23 protein-coding genes and 1 riboswitch are annotated in these 26,282 nt (G+C 69.1%); of the genes, 15 read left to right on the top strand and 8 right to left on the bottom strand.

Annotated elements, in window-relative coordinates:
- Nucleotides 1–78 precede the first annotated feature (78 nt).
- From NGJ44_RS04615 to gluQRS, 4 genes are all read left to right on the top strand, one after another.
- Nucleotides 79–1,041, top strand: coding sequence for a TAXI family TRAP transporter solute-binding subunit (locus NGJ44_RS04615; protein WP_053245383.1), 963 nt, complete (start codon nucleotides 79–81; stop codon nucleotides 1,039–1,041).
- A 111-nt stretch (nucleotides 1,042–1,152) separates the two neighbouring features.
- Nucleotides 1,153–3,180, top strand: a complete 2,028-nt coding sequence (locus NGJ44_RS04620) for a TRAP transporter permease (protein ID WP_251863236.1) — start codon at nucleotides 1,153–1,155, stop codon at nucleotides 3,178–3,180.
- 253 nt (nucleotides 3,181–3,433) lie between these two features.
- A complete protein-coding gene (locus NGJ44_RS04625) occupies nucleotides 3,434–3,892 on the top strand; it encodes a Smg family protein (RefSeq protein ID WP_053245385.1) in 459 nt (152 codons plus the stop codon).
- 75 nt (nucleotides 3,893–3,967) lie between these two features.
- Nucleotides 3,968–4,852 carry a tRNA glutamyl-Q(34) synthetase GluQRS gene (gene gluQRS, locus NGJ44_RS04630; protein WP_251863237.1) on the top strand — a complete coding sequence of 295 codons (885 nt, stop codon included), beginning with the start codon at nucleotides 3,968–3,970 and terminating at the stop codon, nucleotides 4,850–4,852.
- A gap of 12 nt (nucleotides 4,853–4,864) precedes the next feature.
- Here gluQRS and NGJ44_RS04635 read toward each other — a convergent pair whose 3' ends face one another.
- A complete protein-coding gene (locus tag NGJ44_RS04635) occupies nucleotides 4,865–7,486 on the bottom strand; it encodes a GDYXXLXY domain-containing protein (protein ID WP_251863238.1) in 2,622 nt (873 codons plus the stop codon).
- 62 nt (nucleotides 7,487–7,548) lie between these two features.
- Here NGJ44_RS04635 and NGJ44_RS04640 point away from each other — a divergent pair, with 62 nt between their 5' ends.
- The 5 genes from NGJ44_RS04640 to NGJ44_RS04660 all read left to right on the top strand — a co-directional run bounded on the left by NGJ44_RS04640 (nucleotide 7,549) and on the right by NGJ44_RS04660 (nucleotide 13,963).
- Nucleotides 7,549–10,176 (top strand): DNA topoisomerase III, encoded by a 2,628-nt coding sequence (locus tag NGJ44_RS04640; RefSeq protein WP_251863239.1) that lies wholly within the window; start codon nucleotides 7,549–7,551, stop codon nucleotides 10,174–10,176.
- Nucleotides 10,177–10,328: 152 nt separating this feature from the next.
- Nucleotides 10,329–11,390, top strand: a complete 1,062-nt coding sequence (locus NGJ44_RS04645; protein ID WP_251863240.1) for an ABC transporter substrate-binding protein — start codon at nucleotides 10,329–10,331, stop codon at nucleotides 11,388–11,390.
- Nucleotides 11,390–12,160, top strand: coding sequence for an ABC transporter ATP-binding protein (locus NGJ44_RS04650; protein ID WP_053246707.1), 771 nt, complete (start codon nucleotides 11,390–11,392; stop codon nucleotides 12,158–12,160). The genes NGJ44_RS04645 and NGJ44_RS04650 overlap by 1 nt, the downstream gene beginning before the upstream one ends.
- 11 nt (nucleotides 12,161–12,171) lie before the next feature.
- Nucleotides 12,172–13,026, top strand: a complete 855-nt coding sequence (locus NGJ44_RS04655) for an ABC transporter permease (protein WP_251863241.1) — start codon at nucleotides 12,172–12,174, stop codon at nucleotides 13,024–13,026.
- A 157-nt stretch (nucleotides 13,027–13,183) separates the two neighbouring features.
- Nucleotides 13,184–13,963: an SDR family oxidoreductase gene (locus NGJ44_RS04660; RefSeq protein WP_053246705.1), complete on the top strand. Its 780-nt coding sequence runs from the start codon at nucleotides 13,184–13,186 to the stop codon at nucleotides 13,961–13,963.
- Between the two features lie 52 nt (nucleotides 13,964–14,015).
- Here NGJ44_RS04660 and ilvB read toward each other — a convergent pair whose 3' ends face one another.
- On the bottom strand, nucleotides 14,016–15,842 hold the full coding sequence (gene ilvB / locus NGJ44_RS04665) for a biosynthetic-type acetolactate synthase large subunit (protein ID WP_251863299.1): 1,827 nt from the start codon (nucleotides 15,840–15,842) through the stop codon (nucleotides 14,016–14,018).
- Nucleotides 15,843–15,935: 93 nt separating this feature from the next.
- On the opposite strand from ilvB, the gene NGJ44_RS04670 reads away from it, so the two are divergent.
- Complete coding sequence (locus NGJ44_RS04670; RefSeq protein ID WP_251863242.1) at nucleotides 15,936–16,418, top strand: Lrp/AsnC family transcriptional regulator; 483 nt, start codon at nucleotides 15,936–15,938, stop codon at nucleotides 16,416–16,418.
- On the opposite strand, the gene NGJ44_RS04675 is transcribed toward NGJ44_RS04670, so the two are convergent.
- Entirely contained in the window at nucleotides 16,403–17,317 is a 915-nt protein-coding gene (locus NGJ44_RS04675; RefSeq protein WP_251863243.1) for a bestrophin family protein, read from the bottom strand. The genes NGJ44_RS04670 and NGJ44_RS04675 overlap by 16 nt on opposite strands.
- A 98-nt stretch (nucleotides 17,318–17,415) precedes the next feature.
- On the opposite strand from NGJ44_RS04675, the gene NGJ44_RS04680 reads away from it, so the two are divergent.
- From NGJ44_RS04680 to NGJ44_RS04690, 3 genes are all read left to right on the top strand, one after another.
- A complete protein-coding gene (locus tag NGJ44_RS04680; RefSeq protein WP_251863244.1) occupies nucleotides 17,416–17,961 on the top strand; it encodes an SET domain-containing protein in 546 nt (181 codons plus the stop codon).
- Nucleotides 17,962–18,052: 91 nt separating this feature from the next.
- Nucleotides 18,053–18,202: riboswitch (FMN riboswitch) on the top strand.
- 125 nt (nucleotides 18,203–18,327) lie between these two features.
- A complete protein-coding gene (gene ribB / locus NGJ44_RS04685) occupies nucleotides 18,328–19,053 on the top strand; it encodes a 3,4-dihydroxy-2-butanone-4-phosphate synthase (RefSeq protein ID WP_251863245.1) in 726 nt (241 codons plus the stop codon).
- A 116-nt stretch (nucleotides 19,054–19,169) separates the two neighbouring features.
- A complete protein-coding gene (locus NGJ44_RS04690) occupies nucleotides 19,170–19,832 on the top strand; it encodes a TetR/AcrR family transcriptional regulator (protein WP_251863246.1) in 663 nt (220 codons plus the stop codon).
- 18 nt (nucleotides 19,833–19,850) lie between these two features.
- On the opposite strand, the gene NGJ44_RS04695 is transcribed toward NGJ44_RS04690, so the two are convergent.
- The 5 genes from NGJ44_RS04695 to panE form a co-directional block, all read right to left on the bottom strand.
- On the bottom strand, nucleotides 19,851–20,396 hold the full coding sequence (locus NGJ44_RS04695; RefSeq protein ID WP_251863247.1) for a nucleoside 2-deoxyribosyltransferase: 546 nt from the start codon (nucleotides 20,394–20,396) through the stop codon (nucleotides 19,851–19,853).
- 2 nt (nucleotides 20,397–20,398) lie between these two features.
- The gene (locus NGJ44_RS04700) at nucleotides 20,399–20,977 is read right to left on the bottom strand and encodes a flavin reductase family protein (RefSeq protein ID WP_053246802.1); all 579 of its coding nucleotides are present in this window, start codon (nucleotides 20,975–20,977) and stop codon (nucleotides 20,399–20,401) included.
- Between the two features lie 67 nt (nucleotides 20,978–21,044).
- Entirely contained in the window at nucleotides 21,045–21,509 is a 465-nt protein-coding gene (locus tag NGJ44_RS04705) for a nuclear transport factor 2 family protein (protein ID WP_251863248.1), read from the bottom strand.
- Nucleotides 21,510–21,614: 105 nt separating this feature from the next.
- A complete protein-coding gene (locus NGJ44_RS04710; RefSeq protein WP_053246801.1) occupies nucleotides 21,615–22,226 on the bottom strand; it encodes an NAD(P)-dependent oxidoreductase in 612 nt (203 codons plus the stop codon).
- A gap of 150 nt (nucleotides 22,227–22,376) precedes the next feature.
- On the bottom strand, nucleotides 22,377–23,303 hold the full coding sequence (panE, locus tag NGJ44_RS04715) for a 2-dehydropantoate 2-reductase (RefSeq protein ID WP_053246800.1): 927 nt from the start codon (nucleotides 23,301–23,303) through the stop codon (nucleotides 22,377–22,379).
- 400 nt (nucleotides 23,304–23,703) lie between these two features.
- Between panE and NGJ44_RS04720 the strand changes: the two genes are divergently transcribed.
- Both NGJ44_RS04720 and NGJ44_RS04725 read left to right on the top strand, forming a co-directional pair.
- A complete protein-coding gene (locus NGJ44_RS04720; RefSeq protein ID WP_251863249.1) occupies nucleotides 23,704–24,729 on the top strand; it encodes a BMP family protein in 1,026 nt (341 codons plus the stop codon).
- On the top strand, nucleotides 24,726–26,261 hold the full coding sequence (locus NGJ44_RS04725; protein WP_251863250.1) for an ABC transporter ATP-binding protein: 1,536 nt from the start codon (nucleotides 24,726–24,728) through the stop codon (nucleotides 26,259–26,261). Before NGJ44_RS04720 ends, NGJ44_RS04725 begins: the two co-directional genes overlap by 4 nt.
- Nucleotides 26,262–26,282 lie beyond the last annotated feature (21 nt).

The following is a 26,282-nucleotide window of genomic DNA, read 5'->3' on the forward strand; positions in this document are numbered from 1 at the left end:
CCATTGGCTTCACGCAGGCCGCATGCAAGAATTTCGCTACAACAAAACGTTACTCCATCCCAATCCGGAGAAGCTCGCATGAAACTCAAGAACTGGATCACCACCCTGACGCTGGCCGCCGCCGCCATCGGCCTGTCCGGCGCGGCGCAGGCGCAGCAATTCTTCCGCATCGGCACCGGCGGCACGGCGGGCACGTACTATCCGGTGGGCGGCATCATCGCCAACGCCATTTCGCAGCCGGGCAAGCTCATCGCCACCGCGGTGGCGTCCAATGGCTCGGTCGCCAATATCAACGGCATCCTGGGCGGCTCGTTCGAGGCGGGCTTCACGCAATCCGACGTGGCCTACTGGGCCTATTCCGGCACGGGCATCTTCGACGGCAAGCCCAAGGCCCAGGACCTGCGCCTGATCGCCACGCTGTACCCCGAAAGCATCCACCTGGTGGCGCGCAAGGGCGCCGGCATCAAGAGCGTGGCCGACCTGAAGGGCAAGCGCGTCTCCATGGACGAACCCGGCTCGGGCACGCTGGTCGACGTGCGCATGATCCTCGGCGCCTACGGCATGACCGACAAGGACATCAAGGCCGAATACCTCAAGCCCAACCAGGCGGGCGACAAACTCAAGGACGGCGGCCTGGACGCCTTCTTCTTCGTGGGCGGCGCGCCCGCGGGCGCCATCGCCGAACTGGCCTCCAGCGGCGCCGGCATCGAACTCGTGCCGCTGGTCGGCCCCGAGATCGACAAGCTGCGCAAGGAACAGCAGTTCTTCACGCCCGACGTCATCGCGGCCAACACCTACCAGAACGTGGGCGAAACCAAGACCATCTCGGTCAACGCGCAGCTCGTGACCTCGGCCAAGCAGTCCGAGCAGACCGTCTACGACATCGTCAAGGCGCTCTACAGCGACAGCACCCGCAAGACGCTGGACAACGGCCACGCCAAGGGCAAGCTGATCACCAAGGAAAACGCCGTCAAGGGCGCCGGCATCCCGTTCCACCCGGGTGCCGAGAAGTTCTACAAGGAAGCGGGCCTGCTGAAGTAAGCCGGCTTCGAGCTCCTCGCGGAGCATGCGGCGCGCCGCCGGCGCGCCCCCATCTGACACAGGGCCGCCGAGCGCGGCCCTGTTCGCGGTATTACCCTGAGATTGACGGCTATGGAAATAGACCACGACAAGACCCAGCAGCTCGCGGAAAAGTACGACTCGGAAATCCGCTTCCGCCCGCTGGACAAGACCGCCACGATCATCGTTTCCGCGCTGCTGGTGGCGCTCTCCCTCTTCCACTACTACACCGCGGGCTTCGGCCTGCTGCGCGAGGCCACGCACCGCGGCGTGCACCTGGCTTTCGTGCTGAGCCTGATCTTCCTGGTGTTCGGCTTTTCCAAGGCCCACTACCAGCGCGAACCCAAATCCACCTGGTACGCGCCGGGCGGGGTGCCGCTGTACGACTGGATCATGGCCATCACGCTGGCCCTGTCCGTTCTGTACATCCCCTATATCTTCGACGACCTGGCCTTCCGCGTGGGCAATCCGCTGCCCATGGACGTGTTCATGGGCACGGTCCTGCTGGTGGGGCTGCTGGAAGCCACGCGCCGCGCCATGGGCTGGCCGCTGCCCATCATCGCGCTGGTGTTCATCGCCTACGCCATGCTCGGCCCGTACTTCCCGGGCCTGCTCAAACACGCGGGCAACACCTGGCCGCAGGTCGTGAACCACATGTATCTCACCAGCCAGGGCGTGTACGGCGTGGCGGTGGGCGTGGTGGCGACCTACGTGTTCCACTTCGTGCTGTTCGGCGTGCTGGCCACCCGCATCGGGCTGGGCCAGCTTTTCCTCGACGTGGCTTCCACCGTGGCGGGCCGCTACGCCGGCGGCCCGGCCAAGGTTTCGGTGTTCGGCTCGGCCATGTTCGGCATGCTGTCGGGCTCCTCGGTGGCCAACGCCGTGACGGTGGGCTCGCTCACCATTCCGGCCATGATCCGCATCGGCTATCCGCGGCATTTCGCGGCGGGCGTGGAAGCGGCCAGCAGCACCGGCGGCCAGATCACCCCGCCCATCATGGGCGCGGCCGCCTTCCTGATGATCGAGTTCCTGAACATTCCGTACCAGCAGATCGCCATCGCGGGCATTTTCCCGGCCTTCCTGTATTTCTTCGGCATGTTCATGCAGGTGCACTTCGAAGCCAAGCGCGAAGGGCTGCGCGGCCTCACGTCCGATGAAATGCCCAAGCTCGGGCAATCGTTCAAGAAGCGCTGGCCCACGCTGATACCGCTCGTGCTGCTGATCGGCGTGCTGGCCAGCGGCCGCACGCCTTACCTGGCGGCCTTCGCGGGCATCACGGGCTGCATCGTGGTGGGGCTGCTCAACCCGTTCCAGCGCCTGAAGCTGCGCGATCTCTACGAGGCGTTCGAAACGGGCGCCAAATATGCGCTGGCGGTGGGCGCGGCCGCGGGCACCGTGGGCATCGTGATCGGCGTGGTGACGCTGACGGGCGTGGGCTTCAAGATTTCGTACATCGTCATCTCCGCTTCGCAGGCCCTGGCCGGCCACGTCGCCACGATCATGCCGGACGCCATCGCCAACATCCAGACGCTCACGCTGGTCGCCGCGCTGCTCATGACCGGAATCGTGTGCGTGCTGATGGGCTGCGGCGTACCCACCACGGCCAACTATCTCATCATGGTGGCGGTGGCGGCGCCCACGCTGGTGCAACTGGGCGTGCAGCCGATCGCCGCCCATTTCTTCGTGTTCTATTTCGGCATCCTGGCCGACATCACGCCGCCGGTGGCGCTGGCGGCCTACGCGGCGGCCGGCATGGCGGGCAGCGATCCGTTCAAGACCAGCATTACGGCCTTCCGGCTCGGCATCACCAAGCTCATCGTGCCTTTCGTCTTCGTGTTCTCGCCCTCGCTGCTCATCTCGGTACAGGGATTCACGTGGTACGACTTCTTCGTGACGCTGGGGGGCTGCATGGTGGGCCTGGTACTGCTGTCGGCGGCATTCTCGCGCTACTTCCTGGCTCCCATGAAGCGCTGGGAGCGCTGGCTGTGCACCATCGGCGCGCTGCTGACCATCATGCCCGGCATCGCCAGCGGGCTGGTCGGGCTGGCCATCTGCATTCCGGTGTTCGTGCGCCAGATCGCGCAATTCAAGCTGGAGAGCCGCCCGGCCCGCGCGGCCTGACGGCGGAAGCGCCATCGGTGCGCAGGGGCGGGCCGCGAGGGTCCGCCCCTTTTTTCATGGCGATGCGGGCGACGGCGCAGCAAACCAGGCATTGTGACGGTTTTTTTCCCTCGAAAAACCGAAGATGGGCGCATGCAACACCAGGGCCTTCCGGCGGTTGCCCGGCCAAATAAATCGGCGTACAGTAAAATTCATGTTTGCTGGTTTGCCGATATGCGGGCCGACTGTGCAAACAGGCACAACACTGCGCCATATGTTCGATATCCTGGTTTATCTGTTCGAGAATTACTACACGCCGCAAGCCTGTCCGGCAGCGGACGTGCTGGCGAAGCGTCTCGCCGCGGCCGGCTTCGAGCACGAAGACATCGACGACGCCCTGGGCTGGCTTTACGGGCTGGCCGAAACCACGGAGCGCTGCGTCGATCTTGCCCAGGCTCCCGCCACGGGCACGCGCATCTACACCGACCTCGAATACCAGCAGCTCGGCACCGAATCCATCGGCTTCATCGCCTTCCTGGAATCGGCCGGCGTGCTGCCCGCGCCCCTGCGCGAAATCGTGATCGACCGCGGCCTCGCCTCGCCCGAAACCCCGGTGCCGCTCTCCAAGATCAAGATCATCGCTCTCATGGTTCTCTGGAGCCAGGAAGCCGAGATCGACAATCTGGTCCTGGAAGAGCTGCTGGACGACGAGGGCGCGCGGCGCCTGCACTGAACGCCGCAGGTTCCGCCCGGTTTTCCGTTTCGACCCGCGGCCGCGCCGCGGGCGTCTGTTCATACTTCACCCCGCTTGACTGACTACGTAGGCCGATTCGCTCCCAGCCCCAGCGGGCCGCTGCATGCGGGCTCGCTGGCGGCGGCGCTCGCAAGCTGGCTGGATGCGCGCGCGCAGCGCGGCCGCTGGCTGCTGCGCATCGAGGACGTGGACACTCCGCGCACCGTTCCCGGCGCGGCCGAGCGCATCATGATGCAACTGCGCGAGCTGGGCCTGCACTGGGACGGCGAGGTCGTGTGGCAATCGCGGCGCGGCGCCGCCTACCAGCAGGCTTTCGATGCGCTGGCGGCCCAGGGGCGGGTGTACGGCTGCGGCTGCACGCGCCGCGAGATCGCCGATTCCGCCCTGCGCGGCCCCGCCGCGCCGGGCGCCGACGGCGAGCGCCCCTATCCCGGCACGTGCCGGCACGGCCTGCCGCCGGGCCGGCAGGCGCGCGCGTGGCGAGTGCGCATGCCCGAAGGCGTGGAACGCTATACGGACCGCTGGCTGGGGCCGCAGGAACAGGACGTGGCGCAGGCCGTGGGCGATATCGCCATCCGGCGCGCGGACGGGCTCTGGGCCTACCAGCTCGCCGTGGTGGTCGATGACGCCGCGCAGGGCGTCACCGACGTGGTGCGCGGCGCCGACCTGCTGGGCTCCACCGCGCGCCAGCGCGTGCTGGGTCGGCTGCTGGGCCTGCCGCCGCTGCGCTATCTGCACGTGCCGCTGGTCATGGACCCCGTCAGCGGGCTGAAGCTGTCCAAGCAGAACGGCGCGCCGCCCATCGACACGGCCGCACCGCTGGCGGCGCTGGAAAGCGCATGGCGCGCCCTGGGCTTCGCGCCGCAAGAGGCGCACGACGTTCCGGACTTTCTGGCGCGGGCCACCGAGACCTGGGCGCGGCGTTTCCCCCTGCCCTGAACCCGCGGCCCGTCAAAGCGGCCGCAGGTCTTCACCCAGCATGCGCACCAGCAGCGCCTCGCCGTCGTGGCCGACGCGCAGCTCGCCATAGCGCGCGCGCTCGTAGCGCTGGGCCTGGCCTTCGGGGAAGAAATAGGCGTTGGTGACGATGCGCACGCCGTGGTTGCGCACGCGATAGCGCAAGGAGATCTCGTCGGCGCCGACCGGCAGCGCTTCGGACTGGATGCGCAGGGGCTGCGCCACGCCGCGCTCGTCCGGCGCGAGCACGACATAGCCGTCGGGCTCGTAATCCAGCGGCGAAGCGGTTTCCGGGCGCGGCGCGCTCATGCGCATGCGCGTGACCTCGCGGCTGGCGGCGAAATCGAGCGCCATGTAGTCGCCCTGCATGAGCGAACGCGGATCGACCGGCGCCAGCTCCAGAATCACCACCTTGCCCGAGGCCAGCAATCGCTCGCGCTGCCAGATGCCGCCGTTGGCGAACGCCAGCGCCAGGACCAGCCCGCCCAGGATGGCGGCCGTGCGCCAGCGCAGCGCGGCGCTTGCCCGCGGCAGCGGTATCGCCAGCTCGGGCGCGCGCGTGCGCATCAGCTGCGGCACCAGCCAGACCAGCGCGCGCATGACGAAAAGCAGCAGCGCGCCGCCGGCCAGCCACAGCGCCTTCTGCAGCAGCGGCACCTCGAGCTGGTAGTAATAGATGGCCAGGTAGGCCAGCAGGCTGGCCACGCCGAACATCAGTAGGGCGCGCAGGTTCAGGCCGAAGCCCAGCAACAGCCAGGCCAGCGCGAATCCCACCCCGGGGCTGGGCAGCCAGAACACGGACAGGATCAGCAGGCCCAGCGGCACGCCCCACACCAGCCCGGCCGTCAGCAGCCGCCGGCGCGGCCACAGCACGGCCAGCGCCGCCGACGCGGGCAGCACGGCGCCCAGGACGACCAGCAGGGTCGTGTGCGCGTCCAGACGCCACATGGCGGGCAGCTGGAGCGCCGAAACGCCCCCGGCCAGCCACACCATGCCCTGCACCGACAACAGGAAGGCCCAGGCCAGCGGCAGCAGCGCATGGCCGCGGCGCGGGCCGAGGCGGGGCCCCAGCGAGAAAAGCACCGCCGTGGCCCAGGCGCCCGCCACCGCGATGGGCAGCCAGACGAAGGTGGCGCGCATGGCGTCGAAGGTGAGCCAGGCGGTGATGAGGTCTTCGTCTTCCGCACCGGGCGACAGGCCCACCCAGATCAGCCCCGCCGAGGCGGCCGCGATCAGCAGCCCGCTCAGGAAACGCAGGATGACGTCCGGGCCCAATATATAGACCGCACCGCCCAGGCACAGCAGGAACAGGCAGGCATTGGAAAACGACGTGGAACTCGACAGGCCGAAAGCCACCAGCAGCTCGCCCGTGAAAGCCATGGCCGTGCCGCACTGGCGCCAGAAGGGCCCGGCCTTGCTGCGCAGCACCGCCACGCCCGCCGCGCACAGCACCAGGCCGGCCACCAGCGCGTCCTGCTCGGAATCGAGCAGATCGGAGAAGAACATGAACAACAGCAGCAGCAGCGTGGCGAGCCAGGCGCTCAGGCCGAGCAGCGCCTGTTCGTACCACGGCGCTTCGCGCGGCGCGGCGGCCGGCGCGACCTGGGCCACGGCCTGGCCGGGCGCGGGCGCCTCGACGGCATTGCCGGCCGAAGCCCCGGCCGGCTCGGCGTCGGCCACGGCTACGGCCGCGCGCGGCTGCGCGCCCAGGCCCCGCAGCCAGCGCGCCGCCCAGACCGCCTCGGCCATCAGCAGCGCCGCCAGCGGCAGCGTGGCCCAGATGCCCGGCTCCAGCCGCAGCAGCCATTCGCCCACCACGCGCAGCGACACGCAGATCACGCCCGCGGCCAGCATGGCCAGTATGACCAGATCGCGCCGCACCCGCTGGTAATAGAACCCCAGGCCCAGAGTGGCCGCCACCCATGCGATGCCCGAAACCGTGCCCAGCCCGCGGACGATGTAATCGCCGAAAACCAGGGCCAGCACCAGCACGCCGATGGCCAGCCCGGCCAGCACGCGCGGCCCGACCAGCGTGCTGGCGCGCCAATGGCGCGCGGCCAGCTCCCAGCCCAGCAGCAGCGCGAGATTGAGCGCCGCCATGACCAGGCTCGGCAGGCCCGGCCCCACGAAGATGAGCCACCACGTGAACATGCGCTCGCCCAGCCACAGCATGGCCGCGACGTTGAGCACCAGCGCCCAGAGCAGCCACACGGCCTCGCTGGCGGCCGCCAGCGCCCAGGGCAGCAGCAACAGCGCCCACCAGCCGAACAGTTCCCAGGTATCGGCGCCGGTCTGATATGTCTGGCCCAGCAGCGCCAGCAGCGCGCCCAGCAGCATGCCCGCCAGCGCGAGCAGGGCACCGGGCACGGCGCGGCGCGCGCCCCGCGCGGCGCGCAGCCGCAGGCCGGCCCACGCCGCCGCCAGCGCGCAGGCCGCCACCAGCCCCTGCGCCAGCGCAAAACGCATGGCCTTGCCCATGTCCTGCCAGTTGGCCGCCACCCAGCACACGGCGGCGCTGCCCAGCAGCAAAACGCCGAGCCAGAGCGTGCTGCGGGCCATGAATTGGCGCCATGCGTGCAGTTCGGATCCCGCTTGCCGTTCAGTGCCGACTTGCATGTCGTGAAACTCCGATCTTATTATCCGCGCTACTAAGGCGGGTCTGCCGCCACTGGATACTCATGAATAAAACGCTGATTATTGCCGAGAAGCCCTCGGTGGCCCTTGATATATCACGCGCCTTGGGAGGCTTCGCGCGGGAGGGCGACTATTTTGAAAGCGAACGTTACGTCCTCGCGTCCAGCATAGGCCATTTGCTGAGCCTGGTGGCGCCCAACGACCCGGTCAAGGGGAAATGGAGCTTCACGCACCTGCCCGTGATTCCTCCCCAATTCGAGCTGGGCCCCACGGACAAGAAATCGGCGGAGCGCCTGAAGCTGCTGGTGCGGCTGGCCAAGCGCAAGGACGTGGATTCCATCATCAACGCCTGTGACGCGGGGCGCGAGGGCGAGCTGATCTTCCGCTACATTATTCAGTATGCGGGCGTCAAAAAGCCCATCCAGCGCCTGTGGCTGCAATCCATGACCCAGGCCGCGATCCGCGAGGCGTTCGCCAATCTGCGCGACGACGCCCAGCTCAAGCCGCTGGAAGCCGCCGCCCGCTCGCGCGCCGAGGCCGACTGGCTGGTGGGCATCAACGGCACGCGCGCCATGACGGCCTTCAACAGCAAAGACGGCGGCTTCTTCAAGACGCCGGTGGGCCGCGTGCAGACGCCCACGCTGGCCATCGTGGCCGAGCGCGAGGAGCGCATCCGCAGCTTCGTGCCGCGCGACTACTGGGAAGTGCGCGCCAGCTTCGTGGCCGCCGCCGGCCTGTACGAAGGCCGCTGGATCGATCCCGACTTCAAGAGAGACGAGCGCGACCCCGAAAAGCGCGAATCGCGCCTGTGGTCGCTGGCGGCCGCGCAAAGCGTGGTGGCCGCCTGCCGCGACCAGCCCGGCCACGTCACCGAGGAATCCAAGCCTTCCACGCAGATCTCGCCGGCCCTGTACGACCTGACCTCGCTGCAGCGCGAGGCCAACGGCCGCTTCGGCTTCTCCGCCAAGACCACGCTGGCGCTGGCGCAGACCCTTTACGAGCGCCACAAGGCCCTGACGTATCCGCGTACCGATTCGCGCTACCTGCCCGAGGACTACCTCAACACCGTCAAGGAGACTATGCGCGCGCTGGCCTCGGGCGGCTCGAACGCGGTGGGCGAGCTGGCCCGCCATGCGGGCAAGGTGGTGAGCGAGAACTGGGTCAAGCCCAACCGCCGCATCTTCGACAACAAGAAGGTGTCGGACCACTTCGCCATCATTCCCACGCTGCAGATCCCGCACGACCTGAGCGAAGCCGAGGGCAAGCTGTACGACCTGGTGCTCAAGCGCTTCCTGGCGGTCTTCTTCCCCGCGGCCGAGTATCGCGTCACCACCCGCATCACCGAAGTGCAGGGCCACCGCTTCCGCACCGACGGCAAGGTGCTGGTGGCGCCGGGCTGGCTGGCCGTGTACGGCAAGGAAGCCCAGGGCGAGGACGCCAACCTGGTGCCCGTGGCGGATGGCGAGGTCGTGCGCACCGAGGAAGTGGAAGCCGTCGGCCTGACCACCAAGCCGCCGGCGCGCTACACCGAAGCCACGCTGCTGTCGGCCATGGAAGGCGCGGGCAAGCTGGTGGACGACGAGGAACTGCGCGAGGCCATGTCCGAGCGCGGGCTGGGCACGCCGGCCACGCGCGCGGCCATCATCGAAGGGCTGCTCAACGAAGGCTACCTGCGCCGCGAGGGGCGCGAACTGGTGCCCACCGCCAAGGCGCGCCAGCTCATGACGCTGCTGTCGGGCCTGGACGTGGCCGAACTCACCTCGCCCGAGCTCACGGGCGAATGGGAGCACAAGCTCAAGCAGATCGAGCAGGGCGGGCTGGACCGCGCGGCCTTCATGCGCGAAATCGCGCAGATGACGCAGGTCATCGTCAAGCGCGCCAAGGAATACGAGCGCGACACGGTGCCCGGCGACTACGCCACGCTGCAGACGCCCTGCCCCAAGTGCGGCGGGGTCGTGAAAGAGAACTACCGCCGCTACGCCTGCACGAACTGCGACTTCTCCATCGGCAAGCATCCGGGCGGCCGCACCTTCGAGCTGCCCGAGGTCGAAGAACTGCTGGCCAAGCGCGAGATCGGCCCGCTGCAGGGCTTCATCAGCAAAATGGGCCGGCCCTTCGCCGCCATCCTGCGCATCAGCGACGACTACAAGCTCGAGTTCGACTTCGGCCAGAACGACGAAGAAGACAACGAGGAAGTGGACTTCTCCGGCCACACGCCGGTGGGCGCCTGCCCCAAGTGCCACGCCCGCGTGTTCGAGCACGGCATGAGCTACGTCTGCGAGAAGTCGGTGGGCCCCAACAAGACCTGCGATTTCCGCTCGGGCAAGGTCATCCTGCAGCAAGAGATCTCGCGCGCGCAAATGGAGAAGCTGCTGGCCGAAGGCCGCACCGACCTGCTCGACGGCTTCGTCTCCAGCCGCACCAACCGCAAGTTCAAGGCGTTCCTGGTGCGCCAGCCCGACGGCAAGATCGGCTTCGAGTTCGAGCCGCGCGGCGAGAAGGCGGGCCGCGCGCCCGCCAAGAAGGCGGCGTCGAAAACCGCCGCCAAGACCGCAGCCAAGACGCCGGCCAAAACGGCCGCCAAGACTGCGGCCAAGAAGGCGGCGCCCGCGAAAAAAACCGCCGCCAAGAAAGCGCCCGCCAGGAAGGCCGCGAAAAAGGCGGCTTCGTAGCCCGCGGCGCGGACGCGTTTCCGCAAGCGTCCGCGCCGCGGGCAGACTGCCCCGACGCCCGGTCCGCCGGGCGTTTTTCGTTGGCGGCATGCGGCCGCTGCGTTATCGTTTACCGCAAACCGCCGCATCCCCAAACGACGACCGAGGACGACATGAGCTTGAGCCCTGATTTCTCCACCCGCCGCCGCGTGCTGGCCGCCGCCGGCGCATTGGCCGGCGCGAGCCTGCTGGGCGGCGGCCGCGCCGCCTGGGCGCAGCCCAAGCTCGGCCGCGCGGCCTACGGGCAGGGCAGCATCGACCCCTTCTTCGCGGCGGGCTACGTGGCGCTGAAAAAGGGCTACTTCGCCGAAGGCGGGCTGGACGTCGAATACCTGAACTCGCAAAGCGGGCCGCGCACCAACCAGCTGCTGGCGGCCGGGCAGATCGTATTCGGCGCCACCGCGGCCACCGCGGCGCCCGCGCTCACGCTGGCCGGCAAGCCGGCCGCGCTGGTCTTCGGCTTCGACCGCAAGCTCACCTACGCCAACATCATCGTGCGCCGCGAAGACTACGAAAGCGGCAAGATCAAGACGCTGAAAGACCTGGCGGGCAAGCGCGTGGGCGCCACCCAGCCGCAGTCCAGCACCTGGCTGATGGCGCTCTACCTCATGCAGAAGGCCGGCGTGGCCGACAAGGTCGACATCCGCCCCCTGGGCGACCTGGCCACCATGCTGGGCGCGCTCAAGACCGGCTCGGTATCGGCCACCATGGCCACCATGTCCATGATGGAACAGGCGCGCGAGGAAGGCTGGGGCGTGCCCATCTTCGACGCCACCACCGAAAGCTCCTGGCAGGAATTCATGGGCGGCGACGTGCCCGGCATCGCGGCGCTGACGCTGGCCGACACCATCCAGAAGCGCCCCGAAGTCGTGCAGGCATTCGTGGGCGGGCTCGTCAAGGCGCAGGATTTCATTTCCGCCAACAGCGCGGCGGCCGTCACCGACGCCATCTACGACGACTACCTCAATGCCTTTCCGCGCGCCGCCATCGAGAAAACGCTGGGCGTCTACAAGGAAACCGTGTTCCTCAAGGACAACCTCATCACCGAAGACGCCTACCAGCGCATGGCCGGCATCATGGGCGACGGCCGCCAGTTCTCCAACGAGGAACTCAAGAACGCGCCCTACGCGAAATGCGTGGACATGAGCTTCGTGCGGCGCGCGCGGGGCCTGTGATGATCTCGCTGGACCACGTGGGCAAGGCCTACCAGACGCGCCAGGCCACCACGCATGCGGTGGGCGACGTGAGCCTGGACATCGCGGCGGGCGAGTTCGTTTCCATCGTCGGCCCTTCGGGCTGCGGCAAGAGCACGCTGCTCAACATGATCGCCGGCTTCCTGCGGCCCACCGCCGGCCAGATCCGCGTGGACGGCCGGGTGGTGGACGGCCAGGTGCCGCCCGCGCTGGGCTACATCTTCCAGAAGGACACGCTGCTGCCGTGGTTCAGCGTCAGGAAGAACGTGGCGCTGGGCCTGAAGTTCCGGGGCGTGCCGGCCGACCGCATCGCGCACCGCGTGGCGGAGCTGCTGGAGCTGGGCCATCTTTCCGCTTTCGCCGACGCCTACCCGCACCAGCTTTCCGGCGGCATGCGCCGGCGCGTGGCGCTGCTGATGAGCCTGGCCGTGGAGCCGCGCATCCTGCTGCTGGACGAACCCTTCGGCGCGCTGGACACGCACACCAAGACCCACCTGCACCGCGAGCTGATCGACATCTGGCGCAAACTGGGGCAGACCATCGTCATGGTCACGCACGACCTGGACGAGGCCATCACCCTCTCGGACCGCGTGGTGGTGCTGTCCGGACCGCCCAGCCGCGTGCTGCTCGACGAGCGCATCGCCATCCCGCATCCGCGCGACGTCTTCACGCTGCGCGAAACCCCGCAGTTCACGGCCCACGTGCAAAGCCTCTGGAGCGTGCTCGGACAACAGTTCCGCGCCGCCGCCTGATTCCTCCATCCATGTCCGATTTCGCTTCCTCCGACTCCCTGCAGGACCGGCTGCGCCAGGACCGCCGCGCCGGCGCGGCCCGGCGGCTGCGCATCACGCTGTGGCAGGCGCTCATCCTGGCCCTCATCCTGGGCGCCTGGGAAATCCTCACCCGCATCCCGTGGTTCGTGCAGAACACGCTGTTCGACCCGTTCTTCATCAGCCAGCCGTCGCGCGTGGCCGTGCGGCTCTGGGAATGGCTGCAGCCCGGGCCCCGCTCGGTCTGGCCGCACCTGTGGCTGACGCTGCAGGCCACGCTGGCGGGCCTGGCGGTGGGCGTGGCCAGCGGCTTCCTGGTCGGCATGACGCTGTCGCGCAGCCGCTTCCTGGCCGACGTCTTCAACCCCTTCATCGTGGCCTTCAACTCCATGCCGCGCATCGCCTTCGTGCCGCTCATCACCATGTTCTTCGGATTGGGCCTGGCCTCGAAAGTGGTGACCTCGTGGTTCGTGGTGTTCTTTCTGGTGTTCTTCAATACCTACAAGGGCGGGCGCAGCGTGGAACGCGAGCTGGTGGACTTCTGCCGCACGCTGGGCGGTTCGCCGCGCCAGATTCTGTGGCGCGTGCGCGTGCCCACGGCCGCCGCATGGACTTTCGCCGCCCTGCCCAACGCCATCAGCTTCGCCCTCATCGGCGTGGTGCTGGCGGAGTTCGTGGGCTCCACCACGGGCATGGGCTATCTCATGATTACCGCGCTGGCCACGCTGAACGCCACCGACATGTTCGCCGCCGTGACGCTGCTGTCGGTGGTGGGCATCGCCCTGGTCTATTGCGTTACCTGGCTGGAACGGCGCCTGCTGCATTGGGCGCCGGAGTTCCGCGAATGAATGTGCCCCCCTCCCCCGAAGCGCCCTCCGCGCTGCTCCCTCAAGGGGGCGCCGCTGCGGACCGGCAGAGCCGGATCCGCGATGATGGCTGTGGGGTGTCCGATGGAACGAGGACTTATGATGCGTTGCGTATGATGCGCTGTGATGGAGAGTTGAGATGAGTGTGCTGCCTTATCTGCGCAATTTCGAGCTGGGCGGGCAGGTCGCGCTGGTGACGGGGTCGGCGCGCGGGCTCGGATTGTGCATTGCGCGGGCGCTGGCGGGCTGTGGCGCGCGCGTGCTGATCAATGGCCGCAATGCGCAGGCGGCCCACGCGGCGGCGGATGCGCTGAAGGGCGAGGGGCTGGACGCGCATGCGCTGGCCTTCGATGTCAGCGACGATGCGGCGATGGCCCGGGCCTTTGGCCGCATCGATGCCGAGCACGGGCGGCTGGACATCCTGGTCAACAACGTGGGCGCGCGCAATCGCAAGACGCTGGCGGACACGTCGCCCGCCGAAATCCGCGAACTGATCGACACGGACCTGGTGGCCGGGCTGCTGCTGTCCAAGTTCGCGGCCGAGCGCATGGTGCGCCAGGGCGGCGGACGGCTGATCGCGATCACATCCGTGGTCGGCGAACTGGCGCGCGCGGGCGACGCGGTGTATCCGGCCGCCAAGCAGGGCCTGACCGGCATGGTGCGCGCGCTGGCGGCCGAGTTCGGCGGCCGCGGCATTACCAGCAACGCCATCGCGCCGGGCACGTTCGCCACCGAAACCAATGCCGGCATGGTGGCCGACCCCGCGGTCGGCCCGCGCATCGCCGCGCGCAATCCCATGGGCCGCTGGGGCGAGCCGGAGGAAATCGCCGGCGCGGCCGTGTTCCTGGCCTCGCGCGCGGCGTCCTACGTCAACGGGCACGTGCTGGTGGTGGACGGCGGGCTGTCGATCCAGTTCTGAAAGAAAGGGCCCCCATGCCGCGCTGCGCGCGGGCTGCGCCGAGGGGGCCGGGTCAGGTCGTTTCGTCCTGATACCAGACGCCTTCGGCCAGCATCATGCGGTGATGGCCTTCGCCGGCCGGCATCATGGGAAAGCAGTTTTCCTGGGCGGCCACGGCCACATCCAGGAAGTAGGGGCCGTCGTGCGCCAGGCAGGCCGCCAGCGCGGCGTCCAGTTCGGCGGGATCTTCCACGCGCGCCGCTCCCCAGCCGAAGGCGCGCGCCAGCGCCACGAAATCCGGCAGCGACGCGTTGTAGCTGTGGCTGTAGCGCCCGCCATGGATCAGTTCCTGCCACTGGCGCACCATGCCCATGTAGCCGTTGTTGCACAGCACGACCTTGACCGGCGTGCGGTGCTGCATGGCGGTGGACAGCTCCTGGATGTTCATCAGCACCGAGGCGTCGCCGCTCACGCACACCACGGTCTTGTCCGGATGCGCCACCTGGGCGCCGATGGCGGCGGGCACGCCGTATCCCATGGTGCCCGCGCCGCCGGACGTGAGCCAGCGCCCCGGGCGGTCGAAGCGCAGGTATTGCGCGGCCCACATCTGGTGCTGGCCAACGTCGGTGGACACCACCGCATCGCGGCCGGCCAGCGCCGCATTCAGGCGCGACATCAGGTGCTGGGGCAGGATGGCGTCGGCGGCGGGCGCATAAGCCAGGCAGTCGCGGGCGCGCCAGGCCTCGATGCGCCGCCACCAGGGCGCCAGCCGCGCCGGGTCCGGCGCCGCATCGCCCAGCTCGGCGCGCAGCGCGCGCACCAGCGGCAGGCAATCGCCCACCAGGGCCACGTCCACCCGCACCACCTTGTTGATGGACGCCGGGTCGATATCGATGTGGATCTTGCGCGCATGGGGACAGAATTCGGAGAGCTTGCCCGTGATGCGGTCGTCGAAGCGCGCCCCGATGCACACCACCAGGTCGGCGTTGTGCATGGCCAGGTTGGCCTCCACCGTGCCATGCATGCCCAGCATGCCCACGAACTGCGGGCTGGATGCCGGGAACGCGCCCAGGCCCATGAGCGTGAGCGTGCAGGGCGCGCCGGTGTGGCGCACCAGCTCGCCGAAAGCCTCGCAAGCCTGCGCGCCGGCATTCACCAGGCCGCCGCCGCCGTAGAAGATGGGCCGGCGCGCCTGCGCGATGAGCGCCGCGGCGCGGCGCAGCGCGGACTGCGGCAGCTTGGGCGCCAGCTTGCCGGCCTGGCGGCGCGCGCGCAGGGCGGCGAGCCTGGCCCGGGCCGGCGCCGGCGCCTCGTGCGCGTCGGTGTCGCGCGGCACGTCGAGCTGCACGTCCTTGGGCATGTCCACCAGCACGGGGCCGGGCCGGCCCTGGCGCGTCAGCGTGAACGCCCGGCCCACCACCTCGGCCACGTCGTCCACGCTGCGCACCTGCGCATTCCATTTGGTAACGGACCGGGAAATGCCGATGGCGTCGCACTCCTGGAAAGCGTCGGTGCCGATGGCGCTGGTGGCGACCTGGCCGCTGATGCAGAGCACGGGAATCGAATCGCACATGGCGTCCAGCAGGCCGGAGGTGGTGTTGGCCATGCCCGGGCCGGAGGTCACGAACACCACGCCGGTGCGGCCGGTGCTGCGGGCATAGCCTTCGGCGGCATGCACCGCCGCCTGTTCATGGCGCACCAGCACGTGCCGCAGGCGCGGTTCCGCATACAGGGCATCATAGAGGGGCAGAACCGCGCCCCCCGGATAGCCGAACACCGTGTCCACGCCGTGCGCGATCAGGGTATCCAGCAGGATTTTCGCCCCGTTGCCGGCGGGACGGTCTGTGGCGGGAAGGGCGGCGAGGGCGGCGGAGTGGAGGCGGTCGTTCATGTTGTCTATCTTAGGCGCAGGTCCGCAGAATATTTATCTTCTTTTCCACACAATCCCGGGAAACGCAGTAAATTCATCTGCGTTCTAAAGGAATTTTGGAAAATGAACCTGGACAAGTTCGACCTGGCCATTCTGCGCGTGCTGCAGGAGAATGCGCGCGCCAGCCTCAACGACATCGGCGCGGCGGTAGGACTGTCGTCCACGCCGTGCTGGAACCGCATCAAGCGCATGGAAGGCGCGGGCGTGATCCGCGGGTACACGGTGGACATCGACCCGGCCAGCCTGGGTTTCATGGACACCGTCATCGTCCATGTCACGCTGGAAAGCCACAGCGAGGAAACGCTGTACGAGTTCGGCCGGGCGCTGGCGCAGATTCCGGAAGTGCTGGAAGCCTTCCTGGTGTCGGGCGATTACGACTATTACATACGCATTGCCGTGCGCGACACGCGCGACTACGAACGGCTGCTGCGCGAGCAGCTCTACCGCATACCCGGCATCCGGCACAGCAAGTCGTGCTTCGTGCTGCGCCGCCTGAAGGAAACCCGGCTGCCGCTCAACGGCTCGCCCGCTCAACGCAGCACGTAATCCCTGGGCCGCGCGGGCTCGGGCAGCGGCTGCACGCCCATGCCTTCCAGCAGGTCGATCTCGATGGTGCGGGCCAGCGCCGCCAGCGGCAGGTCGTTTTCCTCTTCGCCGAACGGGTCTTCGAGCTCGTCGCCCAGCGCGTCCAGGCCGAAGAAGGTGTAGGCGACGAAGGTAACGGCGATGGGCGTCAGGTATTCGAGGGTGCCCACCAGCCCGAAAGGCAGCAAGAGGCAGAACAGCCAGGCCGTGCGGTGCAGCAGCAGCGAATACGCATAGGGCGTGGGCGTGAGGCGGATACGCTCACAGGCCGCCTGCACGCCCGCGCAGGCGGCGACGCGCTGGGTGAGGCCCTGGTAGACGATCTCGCCGATTTCACCGCGCGCCAGGCAGCCGGCCAGTTCGCGGTTGATGGCCGTGAGGATGCCGTCGGGCACGTTGCGGTAATCGACGAGCGCGCGCGCCTCTTCGGGCGGCAGCCACGGGCCGGCCGCGGCCGCCATGTCGTGGTCGCGCAGCCGGGCGGCCAGCGCGTAGGCGAAGCCCACGCTGCGCCGCGCGATGCGCACCCGCGCCTCGTGGCCGGCGCCGAGCACGGCCGCGCTCTCGCGCGCCAGGTTGCGCGACTGGACGATCAGCTCGCCCCACAGCTTGCGGGCCTCCCACCAGCGGTCGTAGCAGACGTTGTTGCGGAAACCCATGAAGACCGACAGCGCCAGCCCGAAGAGCGAGAAGGGCACCGCCGACAGGTGCGCGGGCGAAAACCAGCCCTGGTGGTACATCCCGACCACGACGAAGGAAATCGCGGTAATGACGAGGATGCGGCCGAGGATGTGGGGAATGATGGAGCCGCGCAGGACGAAAAACAGGCCCAGCGTGGAGGGACGGGGACGGACGATCATGAAGAGACGGGCGAGAAGAATGCGCTGCTCACTATACGCCAGTCGCGAGCGGCAAAGCGCGCCAATATAATCGTTTTTTCCTCATCTCCCGGCCATTCATGAGCACCGCAGAAACTCCCGAGAAGCCCTGGCATGTCGTGCGCCGCTCCAAACTGCACGGCACCGGCGTGTTCGCCGCCCGCAAGATCCCGGCCGGCACCCGCATCCTGGAATACGGCGGCAAGCGCATCAGCGCCAGGGAGGCCGACCGGCGCCATCCCGCCAATCCGGACGACCCGTTCCATACGTTTTTCTTTTCGCTCAGCTCCGGCAAGGTGATCGACGGCGGCGACCACGGCAACGACGCGCGCTGGATCAACCATTCGTGCGCGCCCAACTGCGAGGCCCAGGAAGGCCGGCACGGCAAGCGCGTGTACATCGTGGCGCTGCGCGACATCCCCCGCGGCGAGGAGCTGGTCTACGACTATGGCCTGGTCATCGACGGCCGCATCACCCGCGCGCTCAAGCAAGGCTATCGCTGCCTGTGCGGCTCGCCCGGCTGTCGGGGCACCATGCTGGCCCTGCCCGAGAAGCAATCCGGCAAAAAGCGCGGCAAGAAAGACGGCAAGAAGCAAAAAGACGAAAAGGCCGCCGCTCCCGCCTGAGCCACAATGGCCGCGGCGCGGGCGCCGGGGGTTGCGGCGCCGCCGCAAAGCAGGCGTACAATGCCGTCTGCCGCATTCATGCGGCGCAGCAGTACGTCTTCAGGGCGGGGCGGAATTCCCCACCGGCGGTATGCCATGCAAATGGCGAGCCCGCGAGCGCCCGGCGTCCACGACGCCGGGGTCAGCAGACCTGGTGAGAAGCCAGGGCCGACGGTCACAGTCCGGATGAGAGAAGATGTGCCGGCACATCCCGCCAGCGGGCGCGCGCGCCTGGCCGGCGGTATTGCGTCCGGCTGTCTCAGGGCCTGTCCGCAGGCCCTCGGCCCTGAAACGTTTTTCGCCCACTTCATTTGCGAGAGCGTTTCAATGTCCCATACCCAGCATCTCCCGTTTTCCCCGCCAGCCGCGCCCGGCCTGTGGGCCCAGCCCTTCGCCGCGCGCCTGCAGCGCGCCTTGCATCACCTGCGCCTGGGCCGTCCCGTCATCCTCACGGACGACGCCGACCGCGAGAACGAGGCCGACCTCATCGTGGCCGCCGACCGGCTCACCGTGCCCGTCATGGCCCAGCTCATCCGCGACGGCAGCGGCATCGTCTGCCTGTGCCTGCCGGGCGAAACCCTGGACCGCCTCGGCCTGCCGCCGATGGTGGCGCACAACCGGAGCCGCCACGCCACGGCGTTCACCGTGTCCATCGAGGCCCGCGAAGGCGTGAGCACCGGCGTCTCGGCGGCAGACCGCGTCACCACCATCCGCGCCGCCATTTCCCCGGCCGCGCAAAGCGACGACATCGTCAGCCCGGGCCACGTGTTCCCGTTGCGGGCGCAGCCGGGCGGCGTGCTGGCCCGGCGCGGCCACACCGAAGGCTCGGTCGATCTGGCGGTGCTGGCCGGACTGCGCCCGGCCGGTGTACTGTGCGAACTCATGAACGCCGACGGCACCATGATGCGCGGCGCGGCGCTCGAGCGCTATGCCGCCCGCCACGGCCTGGTGGCGCTGGCCATCGCCGAGCTGGCCGACCACCTGCGCGCGCTGCGCGACGGCGGCGGCGCCCGGATCGAGGACGAAGTCGTGGAAATGACCGCCACCCTCTAGGACGTGACGGTAACGGGCAATGGCATAATCCCGCGATGCCCGCGCGGCCCTGGCGCCGTGCGGGCGCAGCAACACGAGCCTGGGCTCATATTCGAGATTCGCCTTTCCCGTTTTCCATGACTTCCATTCCGCAGCCCCGCAAATCGCCGCGCCAGCTTCGTTCCCAGCAAACCGTGGACACCATCCTGCGGGCCACCGCCCGCGTGCTCGTCGAGCGCGGCTACGCCGCCACCAACACCAACCTGATCGCCGAGACGGCGGGCGTGAGCGTCGGGTCGCTCTACCAGTACTTCCCCAACAAGAACGCGCTGATCGCCGCCCTGCACGAGCGCCACGACCAGCAGCGGCTGGACATCATCGACCGGGTCCTGGCGGGCAGCCCCGCCGCCACGCTGCGCGAGCGGGTGGCCGCGATCGCGGCCGCCATGCTGCAGGCCCATCTGCTGGAGCCGGCGCTGCACCGGGTGCTCGAACAGGAATTCCCCCTGTTCGAGCACCCCCTGGAACACAGCGCGGCGGCCCAGGATCTCCACCGGCGCATGCGCCACCTGTTCGAACTGCACCGCGACGAGATCGCGCGCGCCGACCGCGACCTCGCCACCTATGTGGCGCTGCGCATCATGGAATCGCTGGTGAACGCGGCGGCGCAGGAAACGCCCGCCTGTTTCGCGCCCGCGCGGCTGCAGGCCGCCGCCGTGGACGCGGTCATGGGCTATCTGGGCCAGCCCGAGACGGCCGCGCCCGCGCAGCCCGCGCGCAAGCGCCGCGCGCGCGGCTGAACGGCCCCCCGGCCGGCCTCAGCCCGCCTCGGCCATGCGGGCCAGGCAGTCGTCCGGGCCGCCCACCACGATGCGGGCGGAGCACGCCAGCATCAGGTTCAGGTTCAGCCCGAAATCCTCCACCGTGTAGCCCTGCGCGTCCACGTGGCGCGCCGGCGAACCGGCCGCCGGATCGCCGGCCGCCGGATCGCCGGCCGCCGGATCTACCGGAGCGGGGACGGCGCGCGTCTGCTCGATGAGCGTGCCCGCCTGCCGGGTATAGCCCCACACGGGCTTGCCCAGGGCGACGGCGTAGCCCACCTCGAACGCCGTGCCGGAGTCGGGCTCCGCTCCGCGGAACGGGTTGAGGTTGGCCATGACAAGGTCGGCGCGCTCGATGAGCGCCACATTGGCGCGGTAGATCCATCGGGCCAGCTCGGGGCCGGACAGGCCCGCGGGCGCGGTATTGTCCAGCGGATACAGGCCCTCGAAGCCATGGCGCGCCGCCAGCGCGCGCAGCCGCTCGCCGTGGGCCACGGCGTCGGCCCGGAACACGTCGAAACCCGCCAGGTAGACCGTGCGCATGGCTACTGCGGCTCGGCCACGGAAAAGCCCTCGCCGGTGGCGAAGAACGAACCGCCGGCCAGGTAATGGATGGAACGGCGACCGGCTTGCGGAAAGTGCCAGCGGTTGCCGGAGAAGGCGTCGGGGGCGGCCCAGGCGGCCACGACCTCGCCGATGAACAGGTCATAGACCTGCTGGTTGTGCGGCTCGGGCACCACCTTGCATTCGAGCCAGCCCAGGCAGCCCTCGATAAGCGGGGCGCCGATGCGGCTGGCGGCGAAGGTGGCGAAGCCGCAGGCCGCGAACTTGTCCGTCCCGCGCCCGGTTTCCGAGCCCGCCACGTAGGTGGCCCGCGCCTGGTCGCGGGTGGGTATGCACAGCGCGAATTCGCCCGAACGCTCGATGAGTTCGCGCGTGTAGGTGCTCTTGTCCACCACCACCAGCATCTTGGGCGGGCTGAAATCCAGCGGCATGGCCCAGGCGGCGGCCATGACGTTGCGCTCTTCGCCGTGCGCGGTGCTGACCAGCACCGTGGGACCGTGGTTGAGCAGCAGGTAAGCGCGCTCGAGCGCGACGGGCTGGGCGGAAGAGGCTGTCGTCATGTCGGTGTTTCCGCGTGCGAAGCGCCTTGGCGGGCGGGAGCGTGGCGCCCCCCGGCCGAGGCCCCTGTCAGAACATGGTGTTCTTGTTGGCGGGATTTTCGGGGATTTCCTGGCTTACGTCCCAGTGTTCGGCGATCTTGCCGTTTTCCACACGAAAGATGTCGACGATCGCCTGGCCGCGGTCTTCGGGCGAATCTTTCCACAGGTTGTGGATAACTACCAGGTCGCCCTCGGCGACGACCCGCTTGATCTCCACGCTGGCCTGCGGGTGCTGCTCGAAATAGCGCGGAAAGAAATCCACCAGCGGCTCGGTGCCGTCGCCCATATAGGGGTTGTGCTGCACGTAGCGCGGGCCCACGTAGCGGCGCACCGCTTCTTCGATGTCGCGGTCCTGGAACATCATGCGAAAAAACGCCAGCACGATGTCCTTGTTCGAGGACGGGGACGGCTCGTCCGCATGGGCAGGCAGGGCCGCCATGCCGCAGAGGGCCAGCAGCGCGCAGAAAGCCAGTGATTTCAGCTTCATAGACATACGGGGACTCGGAAGAAAGGGCCGCCGGGGACGCCGGACGGGGGCCTGCCAGTTTACAAACAAACCCGGCCTTCCGGCCCCGCGGGTCCCCGATGCCTGCCGATCCTAGTAGCCCACGGTGAATCGCGCCCGCGAATGGCGCGGCGTCTCGATCTCGTCGGCCAGCGCGATGGCGTAGTCTTCCATGGAGATCCAGCTCTTGCCGTGCTCGTCGACCAGCAGCTCGTCGCCGCCCAGGCGGAACTTGCCCGTGCGCTCGCCCGGCTCGAACAGCGCGGAGGGCGAGAGAAAGGTCCAGTCCAGCACGTCTTCCTTGCGCAGCGTATCCAGGAACACGACGCCGGCGCGCGCCTCGGGCTTATAGGCGTCGGGAAAGTCGGGCGTGTCGATGAGCATCCGGTCCGGCCCCACCAGCAGGCTGCCGGCCCCGCCCACCACCAGCAAACGCGGCACGCCCGCGTCCTTGACGGCGGCCAGCAGGGGCTTGGCATCGGTGGACACGAAGCGCGTCGCGCTGACGACCGCGTCGTGGCCCTTGAGCAGGGGCGTCAGCCCCTGGGGATCGGTGGCGTCGCCGAGCTGCACGGTCAGCCCGGGCTGCGGCGGCACCTCGCCGCGGTTGCGCGCGATGCCGGTCACGGCGTGGCCGCGCCGCAGCAGTTCGTCCGCCACGCGCGAGCCGACGCGCCCGGTAATGCCGATCAAAGCGATTTTCATGGTGTTGCTCCCAAAAGGAATGATCCTGGAATGACCGGGTCCGCGCCGCCCGGCGCGAACCGTTCCCCACCCATACTATTCGCCGGAAACCGATCGAAAAACCCCGGAAGCCTGATTAGTTTTTTGCATGAAATGCATCAATGCCGCGGTTCAGCCGGCGGCCCGCTGCGCCTGGTACACCTGCAGGTGCGCGTAGGCCACGCGCAGGTAGGTCGCGTCCACGCCCAGCGTGCCGGCCCGGCGCACCATGTCGCCCACGATGTGGTCGGCCTCCACCGGCAGGCCCTGGCCCAGGTCGCGGAACATGGAGGCCGTCATGGGCTGGCTGCGGTCGGTGAAGATGCGCAGCGCCGAAGCGTCGGCTTCCGGGCGCACGGCATGGCCGCTGGCCGCCGCCACCGACTGGCATTCCTGCAGCATCGCGCGCAGCACCGCCACGCCGTCCTGGGTGGAAGCGATCTGCCCCACCGTGCCGCGCATCAGGCAGGTGCCCGCCGCCAGCGTGGTGAGGAACACGTATTTTTCCCAGATGTCCTGGTAGATGTTCTCGCTGAGCCGGCTGGTGTATTCGCCGCCGGCCAGGGCCTGCTCCAGCGCCACGCAGCGCGGGCTGCGCGCCGGCCCGGCGCGCTCGCCGAATACGATGTTGGCGTGCTTGCCCAGGTGCAGCACCTCGCCGTCGGCGCCCAGTGTGGCGTTGATCTGGCAGAGCCCGCCCAGCACGCGGTGGGGCTCGAACTCGCGGTCCAGCACGTCGTACTGCAGCACGCCGTTCATGATGGGCAGCACCACGGTCTCCGGGCCCACGGCCGGGCGGATGGCCTCGATGGCGCTGGCGAGGTCGTAGGCCTTGCAGCTCAGCACCACGACGTCGTAGCTGCCCGACAGCGTATCGCGGGTGACGATGCCGGGGCGCAGCGTGGCGTCGCCCAGCGGGCTGCGGATGCGCAGTCCCTGCTCGCGCAGCCGGGCCGCGCGCGGCTCGCGCACCAGGAAGGTCACGTCCGCCCCGGCCTGGGCCGCGCGCCCGCCGAAATACCCGCCGGTGCCCCCGGCGCCCAAGAACAACAACCGCATTGCCTGTCTCCTTTCCACGGTCCGCCCCACACTGGCGGACCCGACACCGGCATTATGCGCCCGGCCGGCAGCCGCGCCGCGGCGGGCGTCCATGCCGTGAGCGCGGCGCACCAGGCTGGTGCCGACAATCTTCCTCAAGGTGCCTATAATCGCGCCCGGCCCTGGGGTTTGTGCGGCTGGCGGCCTCGAACCCCATGGCATGCAACTTGCTTCGCCAGGACGGGCGGCGCACACAGCCGTGCGCCGCCCGCCGCCTGTCTCCCCGACCGATTCCAGAACACGCTCCGCGACACGGCCCGCCTGTGGCGCCCGCGCGCGCCCGGATACGCGCGTCTGGACCCGGCCGGCATGGCCGCCCGGCACGCCCGTAACCCATTCAATCCGCGTAGGAGCCCGATCCATGCCTTTGTCCCTCCCCCCGTCCGCCGGCCTCGCGCGCCGCGGCCTGCTCAAGCTCGCGGCGGCGGCCGCCGCCCTCGTGCTCGGCGCAGCCGCGCACGCCCAGGCGCCGGAAAAGATCAAGGTGGCCGCCATCTACACCGTGCCGGTGGAACAGCAGTGGGTGTCGCGCATCCACAAGGCGCTGACCGCCGCCCGCGACCGCGGCGAGATCGAATACTCCTTCTCGGAGAACGTCACCAACGCCGACTACGAGCGCGTGATGCGCCAGTATGCCGAGCAAGGCAACAAGCTGGTCGTGGGCGAGGCGTTCGCGGTGGAGGCGGCCGCCCGCAAGGTGGCCAAGGACTATCCCGAGACCGCCTTCCTGATGGGCTCCTCGGGCAAGCCGCAGCAGCCCAATTTCTCGGTGTTCGACAACTATATCCAGGAGCCGGCCTACCTCACCGGCATGATCGCCGGCGGCATGAGCAAGACCGGCAAGATCGGCCTGGTGGGCGGCTATCCCATTCCCGAAGTCAACCGGCTGATGCAGGCGTTCATGGAAGGCGCCCGGGAAGTCAATCCCAATACCGAATTCACCGTGACCTTCATCGGCTCGTGGTTCGACCCGCCCAAGGCCAAGGAAGCCGCCTTCGCCATGATCGACAAGGGCGCCGACGTGCTGTATGCCGAGCGTTTCGGCGTATCCGACGCCGCCAAGGAACGCGGCAAGCTCGCCATCGGCAACGTGATCGACACCCAGCCCCAGTACCCCGAAACCGTGGTGGCCTCGGCCCTCTGGCACATGGAGCCCACCATCGCGGCGGCGCTCGGGCGGGTCAAGGCCGGCACGTTCAAGGCCGAGGACTATGGCCAGTATTCGCTGATGAAGCACAAGGGCTCGTCGCTGGCTCCGCTGGGCACCTTCGCGCAAAAAGTGCCCGCCGAGCTGATGGCGCGCGTGCAGGCCAGGGAAAAGGCCATCCTGGACGGCAGCTTCCAGGTCAAGGTCATCGACAAAGAACCGAAGTCCACCGCGCGATGAGCCAGCCGCCCCTCGCCCTGCGCCTGACGGGCATCACCAAGCGTTTCGGCAGCCTCACCGCCAACGACGGCATATCGCTCACGCTGGCCCAGGGCGAGGTGCTGGCGCTGCTGGGCGAGAACGGCGCGGGCAAGTCCACGCTGGTTTCCATTCTGTTCGGCCACTACCTGGCCGACGCCGGCGGCATCGAGGTATTCGGCGCGCCGCTGCCCCCCGGCCGCCCTGACGCCGCCCTGGCGGCCGGCATCGGCATGGTGCACCAGCATTTCACCCTTGCCGACAACCTCACGGTGCTGGACAACGTCATGGTCGGCACCGAACCGCTCTGGAAGCTGTCCTCCGGACGCGGCAAGGCCCGGCGCCGGCTGCTGGAGCTGGGCCGGCGCTTCGGCCTGGGCGTGGACCCCGACGCGCGCGTCGGCGCGCTGTCGGTCGGCGAGAAGCAGCGGGTCGAGATCCTCAAGGCGCTCTACCGCGGCGCGCGCATCCTCATCCTGGACGAGCCCACCGCGGTGCTGACGCCCCAGGAAGCGCAAGACCTCTTCGCCACCCTGCGCGGCTTCGTCGACGAAGGGCTGGCCGTCATCTTCATCTCGCATAAGCTGGAAGAAGTGATGGCGGTGTCGCGGCGCGTGGCCGTGCTGCGCCAGGGCCGCCTGGTGGCCGAGCGCGACACCGCGGCCACCCATCCGGCCGAGCTGGCCGAGCTCATGGTGGGCCGCAAAGTGGTGATGCCGCACGCCGAAACCGCCGCCGGCCGACAGGCCGCGCCGCCCGCGCCCGTCGTCGCGCTGTCGCAGGTCACGGTGCGCGACGGCCGCGACGGGGCGGTGCGCCTGGACGCGCTGGATCTCGCCGTGCACGAGCACGAGATCGTGGCCATCGCCGGCGTGGCGGGCAACGGCCAGCAGGCGCTGGTGTCGGTGCTGACCGGCCTGCGCCAGCCGTCCGCGGGCAGCATCCGCCTGGGCGCGGCGCAGGCGCCCGCGCCGCGCACGCCCGCCGGCTGGACCGCGGCCCGGGTGGGCCGCATTCCCGAGGACCGCCACGGCGAAGGCGTGATCGGCGACAGTCCCCTGTGGGAAAACGCCATCGTCGAAGACCTGCGCGACCGGCGCTTCGCGCGCTGGGGCCTGATCCGCGCGCGGGCCGGCCGCGCCCATGCGCAAGCCCTGGCCACCCGGTTCGACGTGCGCGCCGCCTCGCTGGACGTGCGCACGCGCAGCCTGTCCGGCGGCAACATGCAGAAGCTGATCCTGGGCCGCACGCTGGCGCGCGAACCGCGCTTCATCGTGGCCGACCAGCCCACCTGGGGCCTGGACATCGGCGCGGTGGCCTACGTGCGCGAGCAACTGCTCGCGGCGCGCCGGCGCGGCGCCGGCGTGTTGCTGATCTCGGAAGACCTGGAAGAAATCTTCGCCCTGGCCGACCGCATCGCCGTGCTGTGCGGCGGCAGGCTGGTGGCCGTGAAACCCGTGGCCGAATGGACGCCCGCCACCGTGGGCCTGGCCATGACGGGCACCGCCGCCTGAAGCGCGCGCGCCCCAAACACC

This window comes from Achromobacter sp. Marseille-Q4962 (genome assembly GCF_943737005.1).
In the GTDB taxonomy this organism is placed as follows: Bacteria; Pseudomonadota; Gammaproteobacteria; order Burkholderiales; family Burkholderiaceae_B; genus Achromobacter.